Genomic DNA, 23721 nt, shown 5'->3' with positions numbered 1-23721 from the left:
GTGCCCGGGCCGAGCGCCGGCGCTCGGCCCGGGCACGGCGCCTCAGCTCACGTGGTTGCCCGGGCGCCGCCGTCTCAGCTCACGTGGTTGTACGGGGAGGTCGGCCACAGCGCGGTGCCGGCGGTACGGCCCCGGAAGGGCGCACGCGCGTTGCCGGTGCCCTGGTAGAAGTACGACCCGCCGTCAGGTGAGGACGCCCACAGGTCGGCTCGCCCGTCACGGTTCCCGTCGCCGATGCCGACGAGATGGGTGTAGGCGCCCCATCCGCCGCCCACCTTGACCCGGGTGGTGAACGTGCCGTCGCCGCGGCCCTGGTACAGCCACAGCACTCCGGCCGTGTCCCGGGCGACGAGGTCGCCGGCCGGTCCGCCCGCGACATTGCCCACGGCGGTGATCTGGTTGAACGCCTGCCAGCCGCCGAGACCGACCTTCCGGCGTGCGGCGAACGGGGCGCTCGTGCTTCCGGTGCCCTGGTGGAGCCACAGGGCGCCCGCCTTGTCCGTGGCCACCAGGTCGGCCCTGCCGTCGCCCGTGAGGTCGCTGCCCCCGGCCAGACGGGTGTAGGCGCCCCATCCGCCGCCCACTCTGACCCGGCCGGCGAAGGTGCCGTTGCCACGGCCCTGGTACAGCCACAGCACTCCGGCCGCGTCCCGGGCGACGAGGTCGCCCACGGAGGAGCCGCCGAGGTTGCCGGCCGCCTCGATCTGGTTGTAGATCTGCCAGCCGCCCCCGACGAGGGCGGGTTCCCCGGCCCCCGAGAGCCAGGGGTTGATCGGGTCGAAGGAGGTGTCGGCGCGCCAGAGCCGCCCGGCCGTGTCGCGTGCCAGCAGGTCGGGGGAGCCGTTGTCGTTGAAGTCGTGGGGCGCGGGCTTCCGGGTCACCGTGAACGAGCCCGTGGCGACGACGGCGGGGCCCACCCCGTTGAGCGGGACGGCCTTCATCTCCCATGTCCAGGCCCCGTTGGGGGCGGCGGCGCGGTTCGGCCCGATCATGCCGTCCCAGCTGTAGTTGGCTCGCTGCGGGCCGTGCGAGTCCCCGTTGTCGGGGTGGAGCCAGGCCGTGTCGGTCGCGCCGGTGGCGGTGTGGCGCAGGGTCACCGTCATCTCGACGTTGAGACGCGACAGACGCCACTCCAGCCACAGCCGGCCGCCGTTGCGGTCGAGGTCGGCCACCGCGGGCACGTTGTGGCCGAGCAGCTTCACCGCGGTCGGCTCACCTGTGGTGGCGACGAGCACGGCGGAGAGCGGGGCGCCGGCTCCGGCCTCGATCCGGTGGACGCCCTCACCGCCGGCGAGCGTCCCGCCCATGGCGAGAAGCGACCCGTCCGGCGCGGGCGCGAGAGAGGTGAAGTGGTCCAGCAGCCTGCGGGGCGTCCCGCCCGACGCCGGCACGGTGTGGAGCGCCATCGTGGCGGCGTCCGAGCCGTGGATCAGCCGCGTCGGGTTGCCGTAGACGACCTGGTCGCCGGCCAGACCGACCCGCGGGGAGTAGACACCGCTCACCGCGGTGCGCGTGGCCTGCTGCCCCCGGCGGGCAACCGAGAGCGCGCCCTTGCCGGTCGTTCCGTCGCCGTGGATCCAGGCAAGGTGCGTCGCGGACAGGGCGACGGAATCGGGGGAACCGTCCGCGCCCAGCGGGTGGGTCTCCACGACCGAGGCGGTCGCCAGGTCCACCACGGCCAGGAAGGCGGGGGCCTCGTAGGCCGTACCGGTGCGGTAGCGCAGCACGACGCTGTTCCGGTCCGCCGCCGTGGCGGCGACGGCGTAGGCGGCGGGGTCCAGCCCGGTCACCCGGCGGTCGGACGGCACGCCGTCCGTCCTGGACAGCAGGTGCACGGCCCGGCCGGTGTCCGACGCGGCCGTCGTCGCGACCACGGTCGAACCGACGGCGCCGAGGTAGGTGTACGCGAACGGCCCGGTGCGCGGGAGGTCGATCCAGTACGGAGCGGCACCGCCCGGGGACGTGTCGGTGAGCGTGACCCGGGTGTACCCGGCCGGCATGCTGCTGTTGCCGGTGACCACGACGTCGGAGAGCGACCCGTGTCCCAGCGTGTCGGTGAACTGGCCGTAGTCCCGGCCGAACTCGGTGGTCGAACCGTCCGCGTACCGTGTCCAGCGCACGTCGGCGTCGGCGTCCGTGGTCAGGAACCCGGTGGCTCCCGCGCTCACGATCTCCGAGCCGGGCTCGACGGGGAGCACGTCCCCCGCCGCCGCGTCCCGCACCGCCGCCGCGTCCCGCACCGCCGCCGTCATCGCGAGACCGACGGCGACGGCGGTCGTCAGCCGTCTCCCGGAGATGCCGGACGCGCCTTTCCCGGACAGGCCGGACGTACTCTTCGTGAACATGCCGGACGTACCGGGCATGGGCGACTTGCTCATGCTGACGAGATCCCTCCCCTGGCGGCACACCGCGCACGCGGGCAGGTGCCGTGAACACGCGAGACGCCCGTCAGGGCTCCCCAGCCGCTGTGCGACGGGCGTCCGCAGAGAGGCGGAGTCTAGCAATCGCGATCATCGTCCCCGGGCGGGAGCGGGCCCTCGGCGTCCGGCGGCGGTGCGCCTGCCGTGCCCCGCGCCGAGGCACGCCGGTACCGGGCGCGCAATGCGCGTCACGGACGACAGCGGAAGGAAATGCGGAAAGGCTTTCGGACGTCATGGGCGCGGTCACGGGGCCACGGCTCGACAAGCAAGTCAAGACTTACCTTCGGGGGGCTCCGATCGTAGGGTGTGGCGCGAATCGAAGGAGCCCTTGTTGCCGAATGCGAAGGAACCCCCGTTGTCCGACACGAACGGTTCCGCTGCACGTCAGGTTGCGTTGGAGCGGCATTGTGTGTCCGCGTTGCACGACCTCCTCGCCGAGCGGATTTCCGCGGCGCGGGCACACCGGGCGAATGTGCTGGAATCCCCGGCGGAAAGCGCCGGAGAGGCGTACGAGAGAGAAAACGCAGCCGAGCGGCTGTCCCGGGAAATCAGCCGGCTGGAGGGCGCGGAAAAAGGCCTGGTCTTCGGGCGCATCGACCGGACGGACGGCACGGCCCTGCGCATCGGGCGGATCGGCCTGCACACGGAGGAGGACGATCTGCCGCTGCTCGTGGACTGGCGCGCGCACGCGGCGCGGCCCTTCTACGAGGCGACACCGGTCCACCCGATGGACCTGCGGCGGCGCCGGCACCTGCGGGTCGAGGAGCGCACGGTGGTCTCGGTGAGCGACGAACTGCTGGACGGGACGGCCCCGACCGGCGAGGACGTCGTCGGCGACGGCCCGTTGGCCGAGGCGCTGTCGGCACGGCGTACGGGCAGGATGCACGCGGCCGTCGCGACGCTGCAGGCCGAACAGGACGCCATCGTCCGCTCCGCCCACCGCGGTGTGACGGTCGTGCAGGGCGGACCCGGCACCGGGAAGACGGTGGTCGCCCTGCACCGGGCGGCCTACGTCCTCTACGCGTTCCCGCGCGCCGCGCAGGAGGGCGTCCTGGTGGTGGGCCCGAACGCCCGCTTCCTCGACTACATCTCCCAGGTCCTTCCCTCCCTCGGGGAGAACGAGGTCGACCTGACGACCTGCCGGGAACTGGCCGGAGTACCCACGGACACGGCGGACCCGTACGGGACGGCGCGGCTCAAGGGCGGCGCCGGCCTCGCCGACGCCCTGGCCGCGCTGCTGCGCCGCCACCAGGCCCCCGCCGGTGACTTCGCCGTGCGCGTCGGACGGCAACTGGTCCGCCTGTCCGACGTGGAGGTCGCCGCGGCACGCGACGCCGCCGTGGCGGCCGTACCGGGACACAACCCCGCCCGCCAGGTGTTCACGGAGCTCCTGGTCGACGCCGTCACCGCCGCGATGCGACGGGACATGGGCGACGTCCTGGAGCAGATCGACGCCGACGCCGCCAGGATGACGGGCCTGGACCTCGACCGGTTCACGGGAGCCGACCGGCGCCGCGCCGAAGGAGCGGCCGACCCGGGCCCGGCCCACGAGCTGGACGTGGACGCCGTCCGGGCCGATCTGCTCGACGACGCCGGCGTCGACCGGGCGGTCGAGGCGTTGTGGCCGCGGCTGGCACCCGGTGACCTCGTGAAGGCGCTCCTGACGGACGCCGACGCTCTCGCCGTGTGCCTGCCCCTCCTCACCGCGCAGGAGCGGTCCCTGCTGCTGCGCGGTGCGGACGCCCCGTGGACCGATGCCGACGTGCCGTTGCTGGACGAGGCGGCGAGCCTGGTCGACGGCCCTCCCCGGCGGACGTACGGGCACGTCGTCGTCGACGAGGCGCAGGAGCTGACGGCCATGCAGTGGCGGATGATCGTCCGCCGCTGTCCGGCCAGGGGGATGACACTGGTGGGTGACTTCGCCCAGTCGGGCCCGGCCGCCACGGCACGCGACTGGAAGGAGGCACTGGGCCCCCACGTCGGCCCGCGGTTCGACCTGCACGACCTCACCGTCAGCTACCGCACCACGCAGCAGATCCTGGAGGGCGTCCGGGACCTGCTCGCACGGATCGCTCCGGACCAGAAGCCCACCCGGTCCCTGCGCAGCGGTGACCGCCCTCGCACCCTGACCGCATCCCCGGACGGGCTGGTCGCCGCCGTCGTCCGGGAACTCCGCGCCCAGAGCGCCGCGCACCCGGGCGAGCTTCTGGGAGTGATCTGCGCGGACACCGCGGTGGGCGAACTGACGGCCCGGGGCGTCGCCCGGCACGCACGCGTCGTGCCGGCGTCCGAAGCGCGCGGCCTCGAATTCGACGGTGTCGTCGTCGTGGACCCGGAGGAGATCCGCACCGCCCGCCCGTGCGGGGAGAGGGACTTGTACGTCGCCCTGACCCGGGCGACCAAACGCCTGTGCACCGTCACCGTCGAGCCGGCCTGACCCGGCCCGGCCCGGCCGCTCGCCGGCGTCACGGCCGGATCAGCGGGACGGCGCGGCTCAGGAGGCGGACCGCCGGTAGTGGACCCGGATCTCGGGGTAGAGCAGCGACTTGTCCTTGATGAGGAACTCGTTGGTACCGGTCGCGCCGAGCCGTGCCGGGTTCTTCTTGAGGCCCGGGCTCACCACGGAGGTGCTGCCGTCCTTCAGCGTCTTGTGGTCCTCGCCGCGCCGGTTCTGCCCGAGGTGCGCGAAGTTGGGCGAGCCGATGAGTCCTCGCATCAGCATCATCTGCCGCGGCGGGTGCGTCGCGTCCGTGCACTCGGGGTCCTCGCACTGGGGGCAGGCGAAGTACGTCTGTGCCTTGGAGGCGTTGTCGGCGACATAGGTGCCCTGGCCCAGCACCCCGTACTGCGGCTTGTCCGCGGTGCCCTTGTTGCGGCCCAGATCGGGCCTCGGGCCGTTCTCGTCGATCAGGTCCATGACCTGGGGGCTGGTGCCGTGCCAGAAGAACGCCTCGCCGGCGTCCTGCGCCACGCTGGGCGGCAGCTGGTCGGGGCGGGGGTAGCCCGGCTGGATCGACGTTGACGCCGCTCCGCCGAGGTTGGGCCTGCCGCCGGTGGACCAGGGGATCCGCTCACTGCGGTCCTTGCCGGACGCCTCCAGGCCCTGCTTCTTGTGCGAGATCAGCGACTGGTGGTACATCTGCCGGTTCGTCGTGTACTTCTCCCACAGTGTGGGGTTGGCGCAGACGACGATCTCCACGATGTCCATCAGGGCGCTGCTGGGCGGCGGCGGTCCGCCCGCCTTGCCCTCCTGGAGGCGGCGGGTGTGGGACGCGCGCTGCTCATCGGTGATGTTCGGGTCGTTGAGCCGCTTCTGGGACTCGGCCATCCGGGTCGCCTCGGCCTTCGGCGCCGTCACGGGCGCGCGCTCCTGGGAGAGGCGGGCGTAGTTCTCGATGGCTGTCCACACCGGGTGCCCGGGGTGCAGCGATGCCGTGTGGTAGCCCCGGCCGCTGTCCGTCCACTGCAGGGTGTTCCAGTAGTCCGGGATCTCCCTGCCGAGCGCCGCGTTGAGGTCCGGCGGCAGACCGGTCTGCGGCGCGGGTGCGGGAGCGGTGGCCGTGTTGCCCGGCGCTCGCTGGACGTGTGCGGAGGGCGCCGCGACCGCGCGCTGCACACCGCCCGCGGCGGCGGAAGCGCCGGGGAGCGTCAGATCGGGGGCCTGCCCCAGCTTCATCCGCCGGCCGTTCTCGGCCGCCTGGACCTCGAAGGGGTCGCGAGGACTGGAGACCTTCGTCCCCGTCCCGTCGTCGGTGCCGGCCACCTGCGTGTTGGCCTGCTGCCAGACGTGCCCGCCCTCGTGGAACATGGTCTCGTCGTCGAGACTCGACCGGCTGCTGACGATGTGCGAGCCGGTGGTGTACACCTCGGCACCGTGGTCGGCCGCCGAACGCTGCGCGACGGCGTTGTCGTGAAAACGGACATGGCCGAACTTCATCGGGTATTCCTGCTCCAGGCGCTCGACGATGCGCGAGGGGAGCGGCCTGCCCGGAGTGGAGATCGCTTCGCCGGGGGACACCCGGCGCTGCACGGGCGTCTCCTCGTGTCCGCATCCGGCACCGTGCTGATGCCGGTCGGTGTCCGCGCTGCGCTGCACCGCGGGCTGCGTGTGCCCGCACCCGGGACCGTGCCGGTGCCGGTCGGTATCCGCGCTGCGCTGCACCGCGGGCTGCCCGTGTCCGCAGCCGGGCCCGTGCCGGTGCCGGGAGGCGGCGACCGCGCGCGAGAGGGCCTCGTTCCCGGCGAGCCGCTGGAGCGTCAGGATCTGGGAGGCCCACCCGGGTACCTGGGCCGGCCGGCGTCCCGCCGGTCCGGTCCCGCCGTCCTGCTCCTTGCCGGTGCCCTGCGCACGCATGAGTGCTCCCTCGACGGTGGTACGGCCTCGAAGAGACCCTGGTCCGGCGCGCCCGCGCAGGGGAAGGGCCTGGAGGGCAACACCAGGGGCAGGAGAACCGGCCTCGCGCCTGCGGGAGGCCGGTCCGTGCCCCGGGTGCACGCGGCCCGCGCGCCGGGACTCACCTCGTCCGCTGCGCCGCCGGCCGGACCGGACCGTTCAGCTGGTGCGGTTGTAGATCGCCGTGCCGGGGCAGGCGGTGACGCCGAGACGGGTGCCGCACCCGGAGTACTGGCTGGACCCGTTCCACCACGTCCAGCCGCCGATGGTGCGGCCGTTCAGCCAGGTGTACTGGCCGTTGTAGTTGGCGTCGTAGGTGCGCAGGCTCCAGTGCACATGGGCGCCGGTCGCGGAGCCGCCGGCGCAGGTGTCGGTGCCGATGGTGCCGAGCAGGGCGCTGCGCCCGATCGACGTCCCGTTGTAGTAGGTCGTGTTCCGCATGTGGTAGTAGTCCGTGGAGAAGCCGCCGGGGTGGATCACCCTGGTCCAGCCGCCGCCGGCACCGCACATCGAGGTGGCCGTGCCCTCACGGGACGAGCGCACCAGACCGCTGGCGTTGCCGCCGGCGAAGTCGAGGGCGCTCCAGTAGCCGGTCGCGCCGTCGTGGGAGTGGGGGCCGCCGGTCACGGTCATGTAGTAGTCGGGCATCCAGGGCAGCAGCAGCCCGTTGGTGTTGGCCAGGATCCCGACCTGCGCTTCGGGGGTCGCCTTGCGTTCGGCGTACGCCGTCATGGTCCGCCGCTCCGCCGTGCCGACCAGCGGGGAACGGGCCACGTGCTCGGCGAACTCGCGGTCGCCCTCGAGGCCCGGGACCCAACGCCCGTCCTCGCGATGGGCGATGTAGAGCCAGCCCTCCGGCTCGCCGTGCCGTGCGCGTGACGCCTCGACGTAGGCGACGCCGCGGGCCCAGTCGCCCGACACCTCGCGGACGTCGACGACCACCTTGCGGCCCTCCGCGGCGAGTCTGCCGACGGCGGCCTTCGGGGCGAGACCCCGGGCGTCGTGGGACCGCGCGAGGACGTCCGCGGAGACGGCGTCCAGCAGCGCCCCGCGGTCGGTGCCGAGGCGGTCGGCGACGGCGGCCGGCATCTTCACGGCCACCCCGGCGGACGGGGACCCGGTGACGGCCTCGGCGGACGGCGACCCGGTGACGGCCGCGGCGGCCCGGGGCGGGGAGTCCGTCGCCGTCGGGGGTGCGGCGGCGAGCAGTCCGGTGACGGCGAAGGCGGTGGCGGCGAGTTTCACGTACGTGAGGACGGACGGTCTGGACGACACGGGCGGTGCCCCTCTCGCGAGTCGTTTGTCATGTACCTGCGCGAGTGTGGTGCCGCTTGTCAACGCGCGTCAACCAGGCCTGGGTTCCGCCATTTGTCGACCCAATGACGGGGGAGCGGGGCACTCCCGCACGCCGCCGGAGAACCGTGCGCCGCCGGGCACCCGGACCGTGCGCGACCCGGGAGCGGACATGCCCGAGGCCCCGCGGGACGACTCTCCGCGGGGCCTCGGCGATCACCGGCTCAGATCACCAGCGGTGCCTCCGACCAGCGGCGCACCCGGTACGGCGCCCACCACAGGTGGTCGCCGAAGCGCAGGACGAGGGTCTCCGCCATGAGGTCGTCCAGGATCGGACGCCCGATCGCGTCGACGGTCGCGCCGTCGGTGAGGGCCGCGACGGCCTCGTGGCACTCCGGTTCGTCGATGGTGAAGCGGCGCAGCTCCCCGTAGCGCCGGTCGCGGACCTGGATGAACCCGGGGCCGTACCGGAAGATGCACTTGCAGATGTAGTACGTGGTGCGCCAGGCGAGCGCCGTCGCCACCGGGTCCGCGGTGCCGAGGACGGCGGTCGGGGGGTGGAGGTGCCCGAAGTGGCGCCAGGCGTCCGGGTCGGAGCCGGTGTGGATCTGCCAGTCGACCGAGACGGCCAGGCTGGAGAGGTCGCCCACGAAGCTCAGCGCCCTGACCGTCCAGGCCGCGTCGGCGGTGTCCGTCAGGTCCACGGGGCGGGGCAGGGTGACGTGCCGGGCCCCGGCGGCGAACAGCCGCCGGGCGGCCTCGCCGCCGGACATGTCGATCTCGAAGCGGCCCAGGGACATGGCGGGCAGGGTGCCCACCTCGGGGTCGTAGTCCCGTGAGGCGGTCACGGTGAAGGGGGCGGTGCCGGTGAGAACAGGAGTCATCGTCGTCCCTCGGTCGGGCGGTCGCGCGGTCGTCAGACGGTCGTCGGGGCGAGTTCGGCCTCGCGGGCGGCGGTGTGCCGCATGAAGTCGATCCGCAGGAACTCCTCGTTCAGGGCCGGCGGCGCGATCTGCACGAACTGCCCGCTGTCCTCGAAGACGATGCCGAGCTCCCGCCACCGCTTCAGGACCCCGAGCAGGGCGGCCTCGCCGAAGTGGTGGTCCGCCTCCAGCTTGCGCGCGGCCGCCTTCACCGTGTGCGGCTGGTCGAGCAGCCGGAACAGGGCCAGTTCGCCCGGGTCGGTCAGCTCCAGGCGCGTCCAGTCGAAGGCCCGTCGCCTGCTGACCAGGACGATCCGGTCCTCCAGGTCGCAGTGGGTGAGGCGGCTGCCGGCGTAGTTCCGCTTCCAGTGCCCGATGCCCTCGTCGAGCCGGGCGACGACGTCCTCGCCGATTCCCCGGGGCGGTACGTCGAAGACGTACGCCAGGTCGAACATCTCGGCGTCGGGGAGGTCGTAGGTGAGCCGGTACGGCTCGGCGGGGCGCAGCTCGGAGAAGCCGAGGCCGGGGTCGTTGAAGTACGGGCTGAACCGCTCGATCGCGATCCGGGAGGAGGGGCCCACGGGCGGGTTCAGGTGCTCCAGCGCGGCGAGCTGGTCCACCACGTCGTCGTAGTCCTCGGTGTCCTCGCCCGGGAAGCCGTGCAGGTAGTTCCAGGCGACCGAGAGGCCGACGGTGGCCGCGTCGCGGAGCATCCGCACGTTCTGGCCGCCGGTCACACCCTTGTCCATCAGGGTCAGCACCCGGCTGTTGAGACTCTCGATGCCCGGCTGGACGAAGATCAGCCCCGCGTCCGCCAGCGTCTGGAGCTGTCCCCGCCGCATGTTGGACTTGATCTCGATGTGCATCCGCAGGTCGTACCCGCTGTCGATGATGCGGGGCAGCACCGACTTCACGTACCCCATGTCCAGAATGTTGTCCACGACGTACATGTCCAGGACCCGGTGCCTGCGCGCCAGTTCCATGATCTCGTCGTAGAACACGTCGGGGCTCTTGCTGCGGAACTCCATGAACGAGCCGTTCAGCCCGCAGAAGGTGCAGTGGTGCTTCTCGCCCCACCAGCAGCCCCGCGCGCCCTCGACGACCAGCTTCGGCTCGACCCAGTTCCGGGCGTGGGAGGAGGCGAGCCGCTCGAAGTACCCGGCGTAGTCCGGCGGCAGGATGGCGGCGGGCGGCAGCGGCTTGGTGTTCATGGCGTTCACCACGGAGGTGCCGTCCGTGTCGCGCCAGCACAGCCCGGGGATCTCCGACAGCGGCTCACCGGCGTCCAGTGCCCTGACCAGCGCGGGGAACGAGACCTCGCCCTCGCCGCGCAGCACATGGTCGACGAAGGGGAAGTTGCGGTGTACGGCCTCGCCCTGCTTGCCGTCGCAGTTGGCGCCGCCCATGGCCGTCACGATGTGCGGCGCGAGCCGCTTGACGTACTTGGCGGCCGCCAGGGCCGCGGTGTTCTGCTGGAACGTCGAGGTGAACCCGACGACGTCCGGGGCGAGTTCCACGATGCGTTCCGCGATGTGCCGGACGAAGTCGGGCGCGGTGACGTGCAGTGCCTGTGTCATCTCCATGCGGGCCCCGCGCACCCGGTTGGCCATCGCCTCGGTGAACTCGGGCACACGCCATGCGGGATCGTCGTAGAGCGCGGAGGAGAAGACCCAGTCGCCGCATCCCAGAAAATAGGAGCCGAGCGCGTAGTAGGAGTAGTCCTCCAAAGTGAATTCCGTGTTCCTGGTGATCCAGTCCACGTATTCAATATTCGCGTGCAGAACGTCCGCCGTGGCGTTCGGCACGCGCTCGTCGACACTGCGCTTGAGAATTCCGAGAGCCAGCGACGGGAGATCGATCGGGGCCCAGGGCATGTTCACCAGGAGTACGCGCACGGCTCGCCTCTTCTCATGTGATCAGTGCACGGAATGACGTGTCGGTCGGGCATCGGCCGGGAAGTCGCCGGGCGCCGGGCAGGGCGCCCGACGACCCCCGTGACCGGACGCCGGCCGGGAGTCCGGCCGGGATTCCGTCCGGATGGGGGCCGGCCGCGCACGGATGCGGACCGGCCCCTGGGGCCTCGCGTGCGGATCCCGGCGGGCTCGCGTGCCCTGATCCGGACGAAAGGCCCTGGCCGCTACTTGTCCTCGTCCTCCATCTCCTCCGCGGAGCGGAGGTAGACGACGACGCCGACGCCGGGCTTGCGGCTCTCCTCGTCGCCGTCGAGCGGGTCGCCGTGGATGATGTCCTTCTGCATGATGTTCACCTCCTCTCCGGGGGTGGGGGCGGCTCGGCCTGATCGGGCGCGGAAGGCAGCCCGCCGCCGAGAAACTGGAGGGACCGCCGTATGACGGCCAGGTGGTCGGCTCCGTCGTAGCCGTCGTGGCCCGAGTCCAGCCACATCACCTCGTGGGGGACACCGCCCGCGCGCAGCACGGCCAGGTACGCCTCGATCTGCTCCGGCGGGCACTTGGCGTCCCGCCGCGCGGCGACGACCAGCAGCGGGGAGCGGATCGCGGCGGCGTACGAGGACGGGGAGGCGTGCGCGTAGGCGTCGGGCACCTCGTCCGGAGTGCCGCCGAACAGCGAGGTGTCCAGCGCCTGGAGGGCGGGCGTGGAGTGCCGGAAGGCGGTGGCGCAGTCGGCGAGCGGCTTGACGGCCACCCCGACGTCCCACAGGCCGGGACGGGTGCCCATGGCCAGCAGCGTCAGATAACCGCCCCACGAGGTGCCGCACAGGCCCACGGCGCCCGCTCGGCCGATGCCCCGGTCCAGCAGGTCGGCGCGGGCCCGCACCAGGTCGGCGACCTGCGTGTGGCCGACGCCCTCGGACCAGGCGGAGCGCCAGCGCGGCCCGTAGCCGGTCGAGCCCCGGTAGTTGACGCGGGCCACGGCGTACCCCGAGCCGACGAGGGCCTGCACCATCGGGTCGTAGGCGTCGCGGTCGTGGTCGGCCGGGCCGCCGTGCACGAGCAGCACCAGCGGGTGCGGCGCGGGGCGGTCCGAGGGCGTGGTGACGAAGGTGTGCACGGGCCCGTCGGGCCCCGGGGTCCACAGGTCCCGGCGGTGGCCGAACCGGGGGAGGCGCCACTCGCTCTGCCCCGGCAGCGACGCACCCGACAGGGACATCGCGCGGGGCACGTTCACCGCGTCGGTCCAGATGAGGTGCACGTCGCCGCCGGCGGCGGGCGACGCGGCCAGGATGCTGCCCTCGGGGGTGGGCACCCGGGTCAGCTCGCCGCGGTCCAGGTCGGCGGTGAACAGCCTGCTGCGGCCGTGCCGGTCCTGCCGCAGCAGGACCCGCGCACTCCCCGGGCCGGGGTACCAGCGGGCGGTCGTCTCGGTGTCGAACGAGCACCAGGGCAGCAGCTCCAGTCCGCCGCCCGGGGTCCAGACCCCCAGGTGGTAGCGCCCGGCCCGCTCGCGCATGACCAGCAGCAGCGTGCGGCCGGACGTACCGCCGAGGCCGGAGGCCGACGCGGCAGCGGGTGCGAAACCGAGCGCCCAGGTGCGTTCCGCGGTGCCGGAGAGCACCGCGGCGGTGGCACCGTCCGGGGTCAGCAGCGTCACGGCTCGGGCGGAGTGCGCGGGCCCGGACACCGCCAGCAGTCCGCCGTCCGGCGCCAGATCGCACAGGGTGGCGGAGTCCGTCGTGCGCAGGACGGGGGTGCCCCTGCCGCCGCGCCGCCCCAGGTGCACGCTGAATCCCCCGGCACCGCGGATCCCGACGGCCACCGTGCCGCGTTCCGTCAGCGCCAGCCCGGCGGGCCGCCCGGCCGGCACCCCGGCCAGCGCCGTACGGTCCGGGCCGCCGTCGAAGTCCTGGGTGCGCCAGACGCCGCTGCCGCCGCGGTCCTCGTCGAACCACCACACGGCCTCGTCGCCGTCGATGTCGCACAGCAGCGTGCCGTGCGGACGGTCCGTCAACTGCCGTCCGCTGCCGCTGGACCGGTCCCAGGTGAAGATCTCGCACCGGCCGTCGGCGTCCCCCGTGTACACCATCCGTTCCGGGTTGCGGGGGCTGGTCACCGGCAGCACCGGGCGGTAGACGCCGTAGGTGCGGGTCGCCGTTCTCGGCGCCGGCGGTGTCACGGCGCCTCCCGGACGACGAGTGCGGACCTGGCCGTCGCGTACAGGGCCAGCCCGGCGAACGCGCCGGCGCAGCCCAGCGCCACCGAGCGGCCCCCGTACGCAGCCACCAGCACCCCGGCCAGCACCGGGGCGAGCACGGCGACGCCCTGGCCTGCGGTGCCCAGCACCGTGCCCATCCGGGCCAGCAGACGGTCGGGGGTCACCAGCACCGCCCGGGTCTGGAGCACGACCGCCACCGACGGCACGATCAGCGACACCCCGCTCAGCAGCAGCCCGTAGGCCCAGGTCTGGGAGGCGAAGGCGAGCCCGGCCGCCGTCGGCACCATGGCCCACGAGGCGCCCGTGACGATCCGGGTGGCCGGCAGCCGCCGCACCAGCCAGGGCGCGGCGAGCGCGCCCAGCAGCCCGCCGACGCCCGCGAGGGTGAGGATGAGACCGATCGAGGAAGGGCTCGCGCCCTCGGCGTGCGAGGCGAAGACCGCGTGGAAGTACAGCGCTCCCAGCAGGGCGTTGATCCCGGCCGTCCACACGACCACGAAGCGCAGGAACGGCTCCGCCCACACGAAGCGCAGGCCCTCGGCGAGCTCACGGGTGAAGGACGCCGCGGGCCCCTCCCGTTCGGGCGTCAGGTCCGCGCGGATCGCCCGGCTCAGCACGGCCACCAGCAGGAACGACACCGCGTCCGCGAGCAGCGGCACCCACCGCGCCATCTGGTAGAGCACGCCGCCCAGCGTCGGCCCGACGATCTGCACCGCCTGGTCCCGCGCCTGGAGGTACCCGATCGCCCGGGGGTACTCCCCGGGAGGCACGAGCCGCCGGATCGTCCCGGAGGCGGCCGCCCCGTAGGTGGCGCTCGCCGCCTGCTCGACGACGGCCGCGACGAGGACGTGGACGAGGACGACATGGCCGAGTGCCACCGTCACGAACACCGTGCCCGTGGCGCCCGCGGCGACCAGGGCCGCCGTGTACATCATCGGCTTGCGCGGCAACCGGTCGGCGAACACGCCCGCGATCGGCGAGACGACGAGCCCGCTGACCAGGGCCACCGAGGCGACGAGGCCGGCGAGCCCGGACGAGTATCCGGCGCCCAGGAGGATCAGCGGAAGGAAGAGCGACGACGCACAGGTCCCGAGACCGTCGATGGCGCCCGCCGCCCAGAAGAGCGAGAAATCCCGTCTTCGGAAAGGAGAAGAAGGCGAGTCTTTCGATAATCGCTCGTCTTCTGCTAATTCAGGGCCGGAAGACGCGGATTTCCCCTCGGCCTCGCCCATCAAGAATCCCGCTCGGGGAGTAATTCTGACGCTGACGCACCCACATCGCCCCCTGCAATGAGCGGACTTACGGCCGGTGAGGGTTGCGATCGTAGCGAAGGGATTCTCGGGGCACAATACCGTCCCTGGAATGGCGTTCTCGATCAAGAAAAGGCCCCGCCAATGCCCGGTGACAGGTGCCTGGCGCTGCCGTGCCGCATCGCCCGGCCGGAAATTCCGGAACGGGCGCGAGCGTGCGAACGGCGGGCCGCGCCGCGGTCGCCCGCCGGCACGTCCCGGCGGGCACCGGCCGCTGCTCCCGCGGGTGATCGTGCCTGGCCGGATGCCCCCGGCCGCCGCCGCGCGGGGGTCCGTACCCGCCCGCGGCGGCCACCGCGGGCGGGTACGCCCGCGCCTCACGGAGTAACAGAGTCCCCTTCCGTTTGCGCGGTGGGGCCGCGGCCGGCATCGCGACGGAGGCCGCATGTGCTGCTGCGGCAGGTCTCGTCAGGATCTTCTGATCATGGACCGAGCCGGGTGGCGAAGGCCCCGACCCGCGGGGGCTGACCAGGTCGACGGCGTGGGATTCCTCGTCGCGCGTTCCGTCGTGAGCCGATAGACGCGCTGTGCGGCCCCGCCCGGCGCCGGCCGGGGCCCTGCGGCGGACCCGGGCGGCCGGGTCCGCCGCTCAGACCTCGACCCGCCGGACCAGGTTGTAGTAGAGGGTGACGTCCTCCGGAGCGTGCAGCCGTATGTCCTGCCCGTCCGCGCTCACCATGTGGACCCAGTCCGGCGGGGCGGAGTCGGGCCTCGTGAGCGTGAAGGGACCCGTGCCGTTGATCGCCCACACCGTGCTTCCGAAGCGGACGGTGTGGCCGTCCTTCGTGCGGTAGGTGAATGCCATACCTGCTTGGTAGCACTGCCCTCGGCGGCCCGACGGCGGTTTTCACGAATCCTCGACAGGGGTGGTGATCGCGTACACCTTGCGCAGCGTCTCGTGGACCGTCCACGTCGTGCGGTCGCCCGCCCGCAGGACGGCCATGTCCCCGGGGCCGACGGTGAACGCCGTTCCGCCCTCCACCTCGATGGTCGCCGATCCGCTGAGGACGACGAAGAGTTCGTCGGCCTCGGTGTCGGTGACGACCCCCGGGGTGATCTGCCAGACGCCCCTGATCCGGCGACCGTCCTCGGAGCCGGCCGCTCCGGCCGTACGGGGCCCGGCCGTCCGCCCGCTGCTCCGAGGACTCTCGCGAGGGGAGCGGACCGTCATGGGAGCCGGCGAACAGGGGCCGCACCACGGGGACCCGCTGGACGAGCTGTACGCGACGGCACCGCCGTTCTTCGTCGAGCGCCGCACGCAGCTCGCGGCGCACGCCGTGGTGGCGGGGCGGGCCGGCGACGCCCGCGTGATCCGCGCCGCCCGGCGCCCCACGCTCGCCGCGGGGAAAACCGCTGGTGAATCTGCGGGCCCCGGTACAGGATGCGGCCCATGCGCCACGCCCACGAGGACCCTGAGCTGCACGCCGTCGTCCGCCGCTTCGTCACGCCCGGCAGGCGCTACCTCAAACTGGGCGGCCCGCTGGCCCGCATGACCGAGCCCGAACGGGCCACGTTCGTCAGGGAGCTCGGCGAGGACGCCGCCGCCATCACGCCCCGCGAACTCACGCTCCTGCTCGAAGGCGGCTGGCGCGAACGCAAGACCGCGGCCTGGTTCATCGCCGTCGCCCGGAGAACGGAGTTCCGCGGACTCCTCGGCGAGATGCTGCTCGCCAGCGAAGTCGGCCACGCGGGCACGGCGTACTGCGTCACCCTCGCCACCTTCGCGACCACCGCCGACGCGGACCTGCTGGCGGCCTACCTCGATCACTACCTGCGGCGCCCCGACCTCTACTACGACCAGCCGGCCGCGCTGGGCGCGCTCCTCCACATCGACGAGCGACTCGGCACCGAGCAGGCGGCACGGTTCACGGCCCCCGGCGGCCTCTGGCCGCAGTGGATCGACGGCCCGCCCCGCAAGGAGCACCACACCACGCCGGACAACTACCGCGGGGCCGTCGGGGAGCTCTGCGCCTTCGTGGACGAGAGCGCCCGGCACCTCCCGGGCGAGGAACGATGACACCGGCCCCGCAGACGCCCGTGGTGCCGCCTGTCACCCGGCCGGGACCGGGCGCTCACCGCCGGTCGGTCCGGCTCCGGAGAAGCCGGCCGGCGGCCAGGCCCGTCACGAAGGCGGCCGCCGGCAGGACGACATCCGCCCAGGGATGCCTCACGGGCGTGTAGGCAGCGGCTCCGTCCGCGATGACGATGAAGCCGCGGGGCCGGGCCCCCGCGCCGCCCCCGCCTCCGCCGCCGGTCCTTGCCGCCTTGGCGTCGCGGCCCGTGCCGGAGCCGCCGCCGAACCCGAAGGCCGCCTCGGCGACGGGGATGACGGTGACACCGCCCGCGGTGACCGGTTCACCGAACACGGCCCGCGCGCCGGCCCGCGCGCCGAGCTTGTCGGCCAGGTGCTCCAACAGGTCAGCGGAGGTCCGGGTGGCGTCGGCCCCTGCCGCCGGGGCAGGCCGGATCTCGTCGTCCTCGCTCATACGTCCCTCCGTGGTCGGTGGCATGGCCCACGGGAATCACTGTGAAGGACGGGAAGGCCGTGCACCACGCGACCACACCGGTCGGCGCGACCTCACGCGTGGTACTTCGCGCCGTACGGCAGCCGGAGCCCTCGCACCGGACCCCCGGAAGCGCGGGGGTGGCGCGGCCCTCCCGCGAGTGCGCTCACGTCTCCGTGCCGGCGAGAGCGGCGAGGTAGGCGTCCAGTGGCTGCACATACCCCGGAAGGGGCTCGCGGAGGTCCCACCAGCGCACGGCCGCGATCTCTTCGGTGGGCTCGAAGGCGCGGGGCGCGGTGCAGGACCCCGCGTACAGGGCGAGATGTTCCACCCGCCGGTCGGGCGCCAGCACGAACCGCGCCCAGCCGACGAACCTCAGCCGCCCGCCGGGCCGCTGCCCGCTCTCCTCCATCAGTTCGCGTTCGGCAGCCCGGCGAGGGGATTCGCCCTCCTCCAGGCTTCCCCCGGGAAGCTCCCAGGACTGGCGGTACCGGTCGAAGACCATGAGGACGCGGCCTGCTCGCCACAACGCGACCAACGCCGCCGACACGGGGGCGTCTTGCGGTGGCGTCGCCTCGCCGTCCCGTGCGAACGAGATCAGTGCGTTGCCACGGCCGTCGGCCGCGAGCGGTTCGTCCGAGGAGGTGGTCACGGTCGGATGCTTCCCCTTCGGGCAGCCCCGAAGCGGCAGTTCCGTGGGCAGCCACCTGCTCGGCACAAGCCGGCCCTGCCGCGGGCGGGGTGACCGGTGGGCCGTCGGCCGGGGGTGCCCGGCCGACGGGAGCGGATGGAGCGGGTCAGACGGTCGCGGCGAGCCAGCCGATGGTCTCGGTGGTGTGCTTCCCGTCGCTCTTGGTCGCGCCTGCGTACACCTCGTTCAAGCGGATGAGGAAGCCGCTGGTGGTGACGTCATGGATGCGGATACCGGGCGTCTCGGGCCCGTTGAAGGTCTGGGTCAGGGGCAGCACGACGACACTGGAGCCGGGCGGGAACGGGGTGGGGAACGTGACGCGGGTGAAGGTCGACGTGTTGCCGCCTGCCGTCTCGATCGCGTTGTCGGACTTCAGGTCGATCCTGCCGGTCTGAATGAAGCTCATCGCTGACTTCCTGATCTGAGGGATGACTCGGCCGACGACGTCGGCGACACGAGGCTTGACCGGCGGCCGGCGATCCATGCCGATGTCCTACGGATGAGTGATCACGTTCCAGCCACAGCTCACGCGTGCCGCACAACCGGGCCGGACGACACCACCTGCGTGGGGCCCGCGCTGCCGCGCCCGCCCTCGCGCCGCCGGCTCGCCTGCCTCCGGCCTGACTCCGCGGCAGAGGACTCCCGCGGTGCCGCGACGGTTGCCGCGCAGGGGTGTGGCCGCCTCCCGTGGACTCGTGCCGGGAGGCGGCCTCGGTGTGCCGGGTCAGTCCTCGCAGAGAGCCGTGTCCATGAGGGCGATCATCTGGGAGCTGGGGGCGCCGAACTGGAACAGCGTGTTGGTGACGGCGGAGGCGTGCCGGCCGTCCTCCGTGACCAGGGTGTACGACAGGTAGCCCGGCATCCCGCCGCTGTGGCCCCATGCGGTGACACCGCAGGACAACTGACGCGAGGAGAGCCCCAGGCCGACGCGGGAGGCCGGGACGTCCTTCATCTCGGCCAGGGACTGGGGGGAGACGAGCTCACCGCCGAGCAGCGACCGGTAGAAGGCCGTCACGTCCTCCAGGGTGGACACCATCGCTCCGGCGGTGCCGTAGAGGGACGGGTCGAGGACCTTGGCGGGCGTCCAGATGTAGAAGCCGCCGAGCCGGGCTCCGTGGTAGCCGGTGACGGCCGGAGCCGGCAGCGCGCGGTCCCCGGGGGCGGGGAAGGAGGTGCTGCTGAGGCCCAGGGGCTCGATGACGCGGCTCCGGATCGCCTCGCGCGCGGGTGCTCCGGTGACCGCTTCGACGAGCAGCCCGAGGATCACGTAGTTGGTGTTGGAGTACGTGAAGCTCGCCCCCGGCGCCGAGACGGGCGCGAAGCTCAGCCCCGTCCGCACGACTTCACGCGGGTCGTAGGTGCCGTCGGCGTTGCGCGGGGGCTGAACCGTCACCACCCACGGGACGCCCGGGCTGTACGCCGCGATGCCGCTGGTGTGCTGGAGGAGGTGCCGCACGGTGATCCGGGTGCCGTCGTGGCCGTTGCCGGTGACGAGGCCGGGCAGGTACGTCTCGACGGGTGCGTCCAGGGCGATCCTGCCCTCGTCGACGAGTTGCAGCAGCACGGTGGCGGTGAAGGTCTTCGTCTGGCTGCCGACGAGGAAGTGCTCGTCCTCCTGGATCGGCCGGTCGGCGCCGTACGTGCCGGTGCCGACGGACAGGGTCCAGTCGGCGCCGTCCGCACCGGCGTGCACGGCGGCTCCCGGGCCGGCGGAGGCCTGGAGCGTCCGGAGTGCCGCGAGCGTCGCGGCGTGGTCCTCGGTCCGGGCGTGCGCCGTGCCGCCGTGCGCCGTCAGCGTCATCGTCATCGCGCACACCGCGCCGACGAGGGCGGAGAGCCTGGTTCTGTTGCGGCGGGTGGTCATGTGGGTTTTCTCCTCGATGAGTTCGTGGTCGGAGACGAGCAGGCGGCCGGGGACGGGGCCGTCAGGACCCGGGCCGCCGGGAGGCGGCTTCGAAGGCCGCCGTCACGCGGGGCACCCAGTCCGCGAAGGCGGGCGCCCAGCAGGCGTAGGTGTGGCCTCCGTTGCAGGTGGGCGCGAGGGAGGCGCCGTCGCCGTAGTCGACGAGGCGGCTCTCGATGCCGAGCTGGTCCAGACGCGACGCGACGGTGTGCGAGGCCCTGGCGGTGTATCCCTCGATGAGGTCGTTGTCGCCGGTGTAGAGGGTGATGCCGGTGTCGGCGAGGCGGGACAGGTTCCCGGGAGCGGCGGGGTCGTACGCCTTCCAGACCCGGTCGGCGCCGAAGACCGGGTAGGGCGAGCCGAAGATCGCGTCGCTGTCGACGTACGGGCCGTAGTCCGCGCAGGTGCCGGGGGCGGCGGAACTGACGGCGCACCAGACCCCCGGCAGGTTCAGCTCCGTGGCCAGGACCGCGGCGCGGACCTCCGCCATGCCGAAGTCCAGTCCGCCGGACAGGGCGGCCACGTGACCGAACAGGTCGGGCCGCGCCTGTGCGTAGTGCAGCGCGCCGCTGCCGCCCATGGACAGCCCGGCGACGGCGCGGTGGGTGCGTTCCGGCACGGTGCGCAGGTTGGCGTCGATGAACGGGACGACCTGCTGGAGGTGGAAGGTCTCCCAGTTGGCGGCGCCCAGGGCGGTGTTCTGCATGACCCAGTCGGCGTACCAGCCCTTGCGTCCGCCGTCGGGCACCACGGTGATCATGTCGTCGGAGCGCAGGGCGGGCACCGCCGCCGCGTCGTCGACGGTGCCGGGACCGCCGTGCAGGAAGTAGGTGACGGGCCAGCGCCGTTCGGGGTCCGCGGCGTATCCGGAGGGCAGGAACACCCGGATCCGGTGGGGGCCGGCGACCTCCGCGGAGGTGACGGTGAGGGTGAAGTCGGTGTCTCTGCGGACCAGGGATCCGCCGGCGACCTGGGTGAGACCGGACGCGTCGTGGAAGACGGGGACCTGCGGCGCGGCGGCGTGGGCCGGCTGCACCGCCGGCGCACCGAGCACGGCGACGGCCGCGGCGAGCGTGGCCACGGCTCGGCGGACTCGCGGCCGGACGTGATGCCGGGCCCGGTGCCGGGCGTGATGCCGGTCCTGCTGCCGGGCGGGGGAGGTCGGTGGACTCATGGTGAACTCCTGCTCATCGGTCGGCGTTGCGGCTCCGGGGACCTGCCCGCGGGCGGGAATCAGCGCTGGCACGCGGCCGGAAGAACCAGCACGAGGGAGAGAAGGACCAGGACGAGCAAGCATCCCGATCCCCCCTCGGGGTCCTTCTCGTCGATCTCGATCCGCCCTCCCGGCGCGATGCGCGGATGCTCGGCCACGTAGTGGTCGAGGTGCTTCCGCTCGGCCTCGGACTGACGAAGCCACGAGGTCCGGTGACGGCATTCACCGCACCAGTAGCGATAGGCCATGTCGACTCCCGCCCTTCTGTCAGGCGCCGCCCGCACGAGGGACCGGCCGCGCTGCCCGCGCCGGGGACCGGCGGCAGCCGGCTTCCCCCGGGCCGCGGGCGGTTCAGGTGGCTCCGAGCCTGGCAGCGGGCCGGTGAGGCGGCCATGACATGGCCCTCGACATATATGTCAAGGCCGTCCCGCTAGACTGCGGCGCCCCGTTCACCAGGCAGAAGGGCGTCGACGTGACGGATGAGCTCGGTCCCTTACTGAGGGAGCTCCGGGAGAAGGCGGGACTGAGCCAGCTGAAGCTGGAGGAGCGCTCCGGCATCAGCGCGACCCACATCAGCCGGATCGAGACGGGGAAGTCCCGCAACGTCCGCAGGGACACGGTGACCCGGCTGCTCGATGCCATGGAGCCGGACGCCGAGGACCGCCGGCGCATGGCCGCCGTGCTGACCGCACTTCAGGCCGAGGTCCCGGCCGAACCCGTCACGACGGCACCCCCGCCGCCGGACGCCCGGCAGGAAACCCTCGCGGAGGAATCCCCCCGACGGGGACCCCTCCGGCCGGAGTCCCCCCGGCCGGCCGGCACCGGCCTGTCCGAAGCCGTCGCCGCGCTCGCCACGGAGACACGGCGCCGGCTGCGGCGCGAGGAGGAACAGCGCCTGGTCCTCGACCCGTACCCGCTCCCGGTGCGCTGGCGTTCCGTGTCCACCACAATCACCGACCTCGAAGCGAACATCCGGCGCCTGCCGCCGGGTGCCTCGGCCGAGCCGCTGGACCTGAACGGCGATCAGCACGGAATCGGCGACCTGTACCGGAGCATCGAATCGCGGCGCCTGATCGTCCTCGGACAGGCGGGCTCGGGCAAGTCGGTCCTCGCCGTCCGGCTCGTCCTCGACCTCCTCCGGGGCGGCGCCGGCCCCGACAGCGGCCCCGTTCCGGTGATCTTCGGCATCGGTTCCTGGGATCCGACGGTCCACACGCTGCGCGGCTGGCTGACCGACCGGCTGCTGCGCGACCACCCGTACCTGGCCCGCGGTGCGTCCCCCGACGGGACGCTGGCCGCCGCACTGGTCGACGACGGCCACGTACTGCCGGTGCTGGACGGCTTCGACGAGATGGCCGAGGGCCTGCGGCGCAGCGCGCTCGAGGAACTCAACCGGACGTCGCTGCCGCTCGTCCTGACCAGCCGCCCCGACGAGTACGCGATGGCCGTACAGCCCGCGCCGGACAGCAGAACGCCCCTGAAGTGGGCTGCCGCGGTGGAACTGACCGCGATCACGCCGGCCGACCTGCTGGAGTACATGCCCCGCGCCACTCGCTCCGGGCCGCCGGGCGACGGCCCGTGGAGCCGGGCCCTGGCGGGGCGGACCGACCCGCAGGCGCAGCTCCGCCGGGTCCTCGACACCCCGCTGATGGTGTTCCTGGCCCGCACGGTGTACGGCGAGGGGCAGACCGGGGACCCGGGGGAGCTGACGGACGCCTCGCGCTTCCCGACGGAGGACTCCCTGCGGCGGCACCTGCTCTCCGCCTTCGTCCCGACGGTCTACCGGCCGCGCGCGTCCGAGCGCCGCGCCCGGGAGGCGCGCGGACGGGAATGGACCCCGGAGCGCGCCGTGCGCTGGTTCGGCCACCTCGCCCGCCACCTGGTGCACGCCGGCCGGGAGCGGCAGGACATCGCGTGGTGGCAGATCGGAGGGTCGCTGCGCGTCTCGACCCGCGCGCTCGCCGTGGCGGCGGTGTCCGCGCTGTCCGTCGCCGGGCTGGTCTGGCTGACCAACGCGCTGATCGCCCTGTTCTACCAGCAGGTCCCCTTCGTCGCGGTGATGACCCAGGGCGCCGCCCTCGGGCTCGGCGCGGGGATCACCTGCGGCGCCCTGTACGCGGGGATGACCACGTTCGGCGGCAGCGCCTTCGCGCCCTCGCGCACGCGCCTGAGCCTGCGCGGCGGACTCGGCACCGGGCGCTCACCGGCCCGTGCGTTCGCCGCCCGATTCGGGGTGATGCTGCTGGCGGGGCTCGCCGTGGGCATCGGCGTCTCCTGCACCACGACGCTGCAGCGGGTGCTCTACCTCGACTGGACGCTCAAGTCGTCCGAGGTGCTGCGGATCCTGGCGACCGACGCGTTGCTCCTCGGGCTGATCTTCGGCATCGCCTTCGGCACGGTCTTCGGACTGACCGCCGTGCTGGAAGCGCCCCTGGACGTGTCCTCCGCGGCCACCCCCGACAGTCTCCTCGACGCCAACCGCAGAGCGGTACGGAGCCAGTTCTGCGTCATCGCGCCCGCCCTCGCCCTGGCGATCGCCTTCGGCGGAGGGCTGGTCACCGACCTGCTGGACCCGGTCCTGGGCCCGCTGATCTGGCTGCCGCAGGACGCGATCGTCATCGGCACGGTGGGCGGCATCGGCGGCGCCCTGTCGTACGCACTGTGCTTCACCGCGTGGGGGCAGTGGCTGATCTTCGTCCGCCTCCTGCTGCCGCTGCGGGGCCGCCTGCCCTGGAACGCCGACGCCTTCCTCCGGGACGCGTACCACCGGGGCGTCCTGCGGCGGACGGGCGCCGTCTACCAGTTCCGCCACATCCACCTCCAGCGGCACCTCGGTCACGCCACGCTCACCGTGGCACCACCGGGATCCGCGCCGGCCGGTCCGGCGGGGGAGTGACGGCGACCGGGCCGCCCGCCCGCCGGGCGGATCCCTCCGCCGCC

Annotated in this window: 18 protein-coding genes; 3 read left to right on the top strand and 15 right to left on the bottom strand. The window is 73.2% G+C overall.

Translation table 11 applies throughout. The features are described 5' to 3' along the window. Positions 1 to 74: 74 nt before the first annotated feature. Positions 75 to 2378, bottom strand: coding sequence for an FG-GAP repeat domain-containing protein (locus JE024_RS00475; RefSeq protein WP_205371646.1), 2304 nt, complete (start codon positions 2376 to 2378; stop codon positions 75 to 77). Between the two features lie 397 nt (positions 2379 to 2775). Here JE024_RS00475 and JE024_RS00470 point away from each other — a divergent pair, with 397 nt between their 5' ends. Next, positions 2776 to 4857, top strand: a complete 2082-nt coding sequence (locus JE024_RS00470) for an AAA family ATPase (protein WP_507232742.1) — start codon at positions 2776 to 2778, stop codon at positions 4855 to 4857. 57 nt (positions 4858 to 4914) lie between these two features. On the opposite strand, the gene JE024_RS00465 is transcribed toward JE024_RS00470, so the two are convergent. The 8 genes from JE024_RS00465 to JE024_RS00430 form a co-directional block, all read right to left on the bottom strand. Further along, positions 4915 to 6774 (bottom strand): eCIS core domain-containing protein, encoded by a 1860-nt coding sequence (locus JE024_RS00465; RefSeq protein WP_205371644.1) that lies wholly within the window; start codon positions 6772 to 6774, stop codon positions 4915 to 4917. A 198-nt stretch (positions 6775 to 6972) separates the two neighbouring features. Further along, positions 6973 to 8088, bottom strand: a complete 1116-nt coding sequence (locus JE024_RS00460; RefSeq protein ID WP_244882467.1) for a M23 family metallopeptidase — start codon at positions 8086 to 8088, stop codon at positions 6973 to 6975. 242 nt (positions 8089 to 8330) lie between these two features. Beyond that, positions 8331 to 8990, bottom strand: a complete 660-nt coding sequence (locus JE024_RS00455; protein ID WP_205371643.1) for a DUF5825 family protein — start codon at positions 8988 to 8990, stop codon at positions 8331 to 8333. Positions 8991 to 9022: 32 nt separating this feature from the next. Beyond that, positions 9023 to 10924 (bottom strand): RiPP maturation radical SAM C-methyltransferase, encoded by a 1902-nt coding sequence (locus JE024_RS00450; RefSeq protein WP_205371642.1) that lies wholly within the window; start codon positions 10922 to 10924, stop codon positions 9023 to 9025. 367 nt (positions 10925 to 11291) lie between these two features. Further along, positions 11292 to 13121 carry a S9 family peptidase gene (locus JE024_RS00445; protein WP_205371641.1) on the bottom strand — a complete coding sequence of 610 codons (1830 nt, stop codon included), beginning with the start codon at positions 13119 to 13121 and terminating at the stop codon, positions 11292 to 11294. Further along, positions 13118 to 14392 (bottom strand): MFS transporter, encoded by a 1275-nt coding sequence (locus JE024_RS00440; protein WP_205371640.1) that lies wholly within the window; start codon positions 14390 to 14392, stop codon positions 13118 to 13120. Before JE024_RS00440 ends, JE024_RS00445 begins: the two co-directional genes overlap by 4 nt. A gap of 667 nt (positions 14393 to 15059) precedes the next feature. Beyond that, entirely contained in the window at positions 15060 to 15275 is a 216-nt protein-coding gene (locus tag JE024_RS00435; RefSeq protein ID WP_205371639.1) for a hypothetical protein, read from the bottom strand. A gap of 42 nt (positions 15276 to 15317) precedes the next feature. Beyond that, the gene (locus JE024_RS00430) at positions 15318 to 15641 is read right to left on the bottom strand and encodes a cupin domain-containing protein (RefSeq protein ID WP_205371638.1); all 324 of its coding nucleotides are present in this window, start codon (positions 15639 to 15641) and stop codon (positions 15318 to 15320) included. A gap of 219 nt (positions 15642 to 15860) precedes the next feature. Between JE024_RS00430 and JE024_RS00425 the strand changes: the two genes are divergently transcribed. Continuing rightward, the gene (locus JE024_RS00425; RefSeq protein WP_205371637.1) at positions 15861 to 16487 is read left to right on the top strand and encodes a DUF6000 family protein; all 627 of its coding nucleotides are present in this window, start codon (positions 15861 to 15863) and stop codon (positions 16485 to 16487) included. Between the two features lie 55 nt (positions 16488 to 16542). Here the strand turns inward: JE024_RS00425 and JE024_RS00420 are convergent, their stop codons facing one another. The 6 genes from JE024_RS00420 to JE024_RS00395 form a co-directional block, all read right to left on the bottom strand. After that, a complete protein-coding gene (locus JE024_RS00420) occupies positions 16543 to 16956 on the bottom strand; it encodes a spore germination protein GerW family protein (RefSeq protein ID WP_205371636.1) in 414 nt (137 codons plus the stop codon). A 184-nt stretch (positions 16957 to 17140) separates the two neighbouring features. After that, on the bottom strand, positions 17141 to 17626 hold the full coding sequence (locus tag JE024_RS00415; RefSeq protein WP_244882466.1) for an NUDIX hydrolase: 486 nt from the start codon (positions 17624 to 17626) through the stop codon (positions 17141 to 17143). Between the two features lie 145 nt (positions 17627 to 17771). Then, positions 17772 to 18071 (bottom strand): hypothetical protein, encoded by a 300-nt coding sequence (locus tag JE024_RS00410; RefSeq protein WP_205371635.1) that lies wholly within the window; start codon positions 18069 to 18071, stop codon positions 17772 to 17774. A gap of 318 nt (positions 18072 to 18389) precedes the next feature. Next, positions 18390 to 19529, bottom strand: a complete 1140-nt coding sequence (locus JE024_RS00405; protein WP_205371634.1) for a serine hydrolase domain-containing protein — start codon at positions 19527 to 19529, stop codon at positions 18390 to 18392. A gap of 61 nt (positions 19530 to 19590) precedes the next feature. Further along, complete coding sequence (locus JE024_RS00400; RefSeq protein WP_205371633.1) at positions 19591 to 20742, bottom strand: alpha/beta hydrolase; 1152 nt, start codon at positions 20740 to 20742, stop codon at positions 19591 to 19593. 59 nt (positions 20743 to 20801) lie between these two features. Beyond that, entirely contained in the window at positions 20802 to 21029 is a 228-nt protein-coding gene (locus JE024_RS00395; RefSeq protein ID WP_205371632.1) for a hypothetical protein, read from the bottom strand. 149 nt (positions 21030 to 21178) lie between these two features. Between JE024_RS00395 and JE024_RS00390 the strand changes: the two genes are divergently transcribed. After that, the gene (locus JE024_RS00390; protein WP_205371631.1) at positions 21179 to 23677 is read left to right on the top strand and encodes a helix-turn-helix domain-containing protein; all 2499 of its coding nucleotides are present in this window, start codon (positions 21179 to 21181) and stop codon (positions 23675 to 23677) included. Positions 23678 to 23721: the final 44 nt, after the last annotated feature.

It is taken from the genome of Streptomyces zhihengii, assembly GCF_016919245.1.
GTDB classification, from domain to species: Bacteria; Actinomycetota; Actinomycetes; order Streptomycetales; family Streptomycetaceae; genus Streptomyces; species Streptomyces zhihengii.
Note: the sequence above shows the minus strand (reverse complement) of the source record. Positions and strands in the feature narration are given on the sequence as shown.

What these genes read in the sequence shown, in the direction of transcription:
- JE024_RS00475 (WP_205371646.1), bottom strand. Translation starts at nt 2,378, where the DNA reads ATGAGCAAGTCGCCCATGCCCGGTACGTCCGGCATGTTCACGAAGAGT.
- JE024_RS00465 (WP_205371644.1), bottom strand. Translation starts at nt 6,774, where the DNA reads ATGCGTGCGCAGGGCACCGGCAAGGAGCAGGACGGCGGGACCGGACCG.
- JE024_RS00455 (WP_205371643.1), bottom strand. Translation starts at nt 8,990, where the DNA reads ATGACTCCTGTTCTCACCGGCACCGCCCCCTTCACCGTGACCGCCTCA.
- JE024_RS00440 (WP_205371640.1), bottom strand. Translation starts at nt 14,392, where the DNA reads ATGGGCGAGGCCGAGGGGAAATCCGCGTCTTCCGGCCCTGAATTAGCA.
- JE024_RS00435 (WP_205371639.1), bottom strand. Translation starts at nt 15,275, where the DNA reads ATGGCATTCACCTACCGCACGAAGGACGGCCACACCGTCCGCTTCGGA.
- JE024_RS00430 (WP_205371638.1), bottom strand. Translation starts at nt 15,641, where the DNA reads ATGACGGTCCGCTCCCCTCGCGAGAGTCCTCGGAGCAGCGGGCGGACG.
- JE024_RS00425 (WP_205371637.1), top strand. Translation starts at nt 15,861, where the DNA reads ATGCGCCACGCCCACGAGGACCCTGAGCTGCACGCCGTCGTCCGCCGC.
- JE024_RS00420 (WP_205371636.1), bottom strand. Translation starts at nt 16,956, where the DNA reads ATGAGCGAGGACGACGAGATCCGGCCTGCCCCGGCGGCAGGGGCCGAC.
- JE024_RS00410 (WP_205371635.1), bottom strand. Translation starts at nt 18,071, where the DNA reads ATGAGCTTCATTCAGACCGGCAGGATCGACCTGAAGTCCGACAACGCG.
- JE024_RS00405 (WP_205371634.1), bottom strand. Translation starts at nt 19,529, where the DNA reads ATGACCACCCGCCGCAACAGAACCAGGCTCTCCGCCCTCGTCGGCGCG.
- JE024_RS00400 (WP_205371633.1), bottom strand. Translation starts at nt 20,742, where the DNA reads ATGAGTCCACCGACCTCCCCCGCCCGGCAGCAGGACCGGCATCACGCC.
- JE024_RS00395 (WP_205371632.1), bottom strand. Translation starts at nt 21,029, where the DNA reads ATGGCCTATCGCTACTGGTGCGGTGAATGCCGTCACCGGACCTCGTGG.
- JE024_RS00390 (WP_205371631.1), top strand. Translation starts at nt 21,179, where the DNA reads ATGGCCCTCGACATATATGTCAAGGCCGTCCCGCTAGACTGCGGCGCC.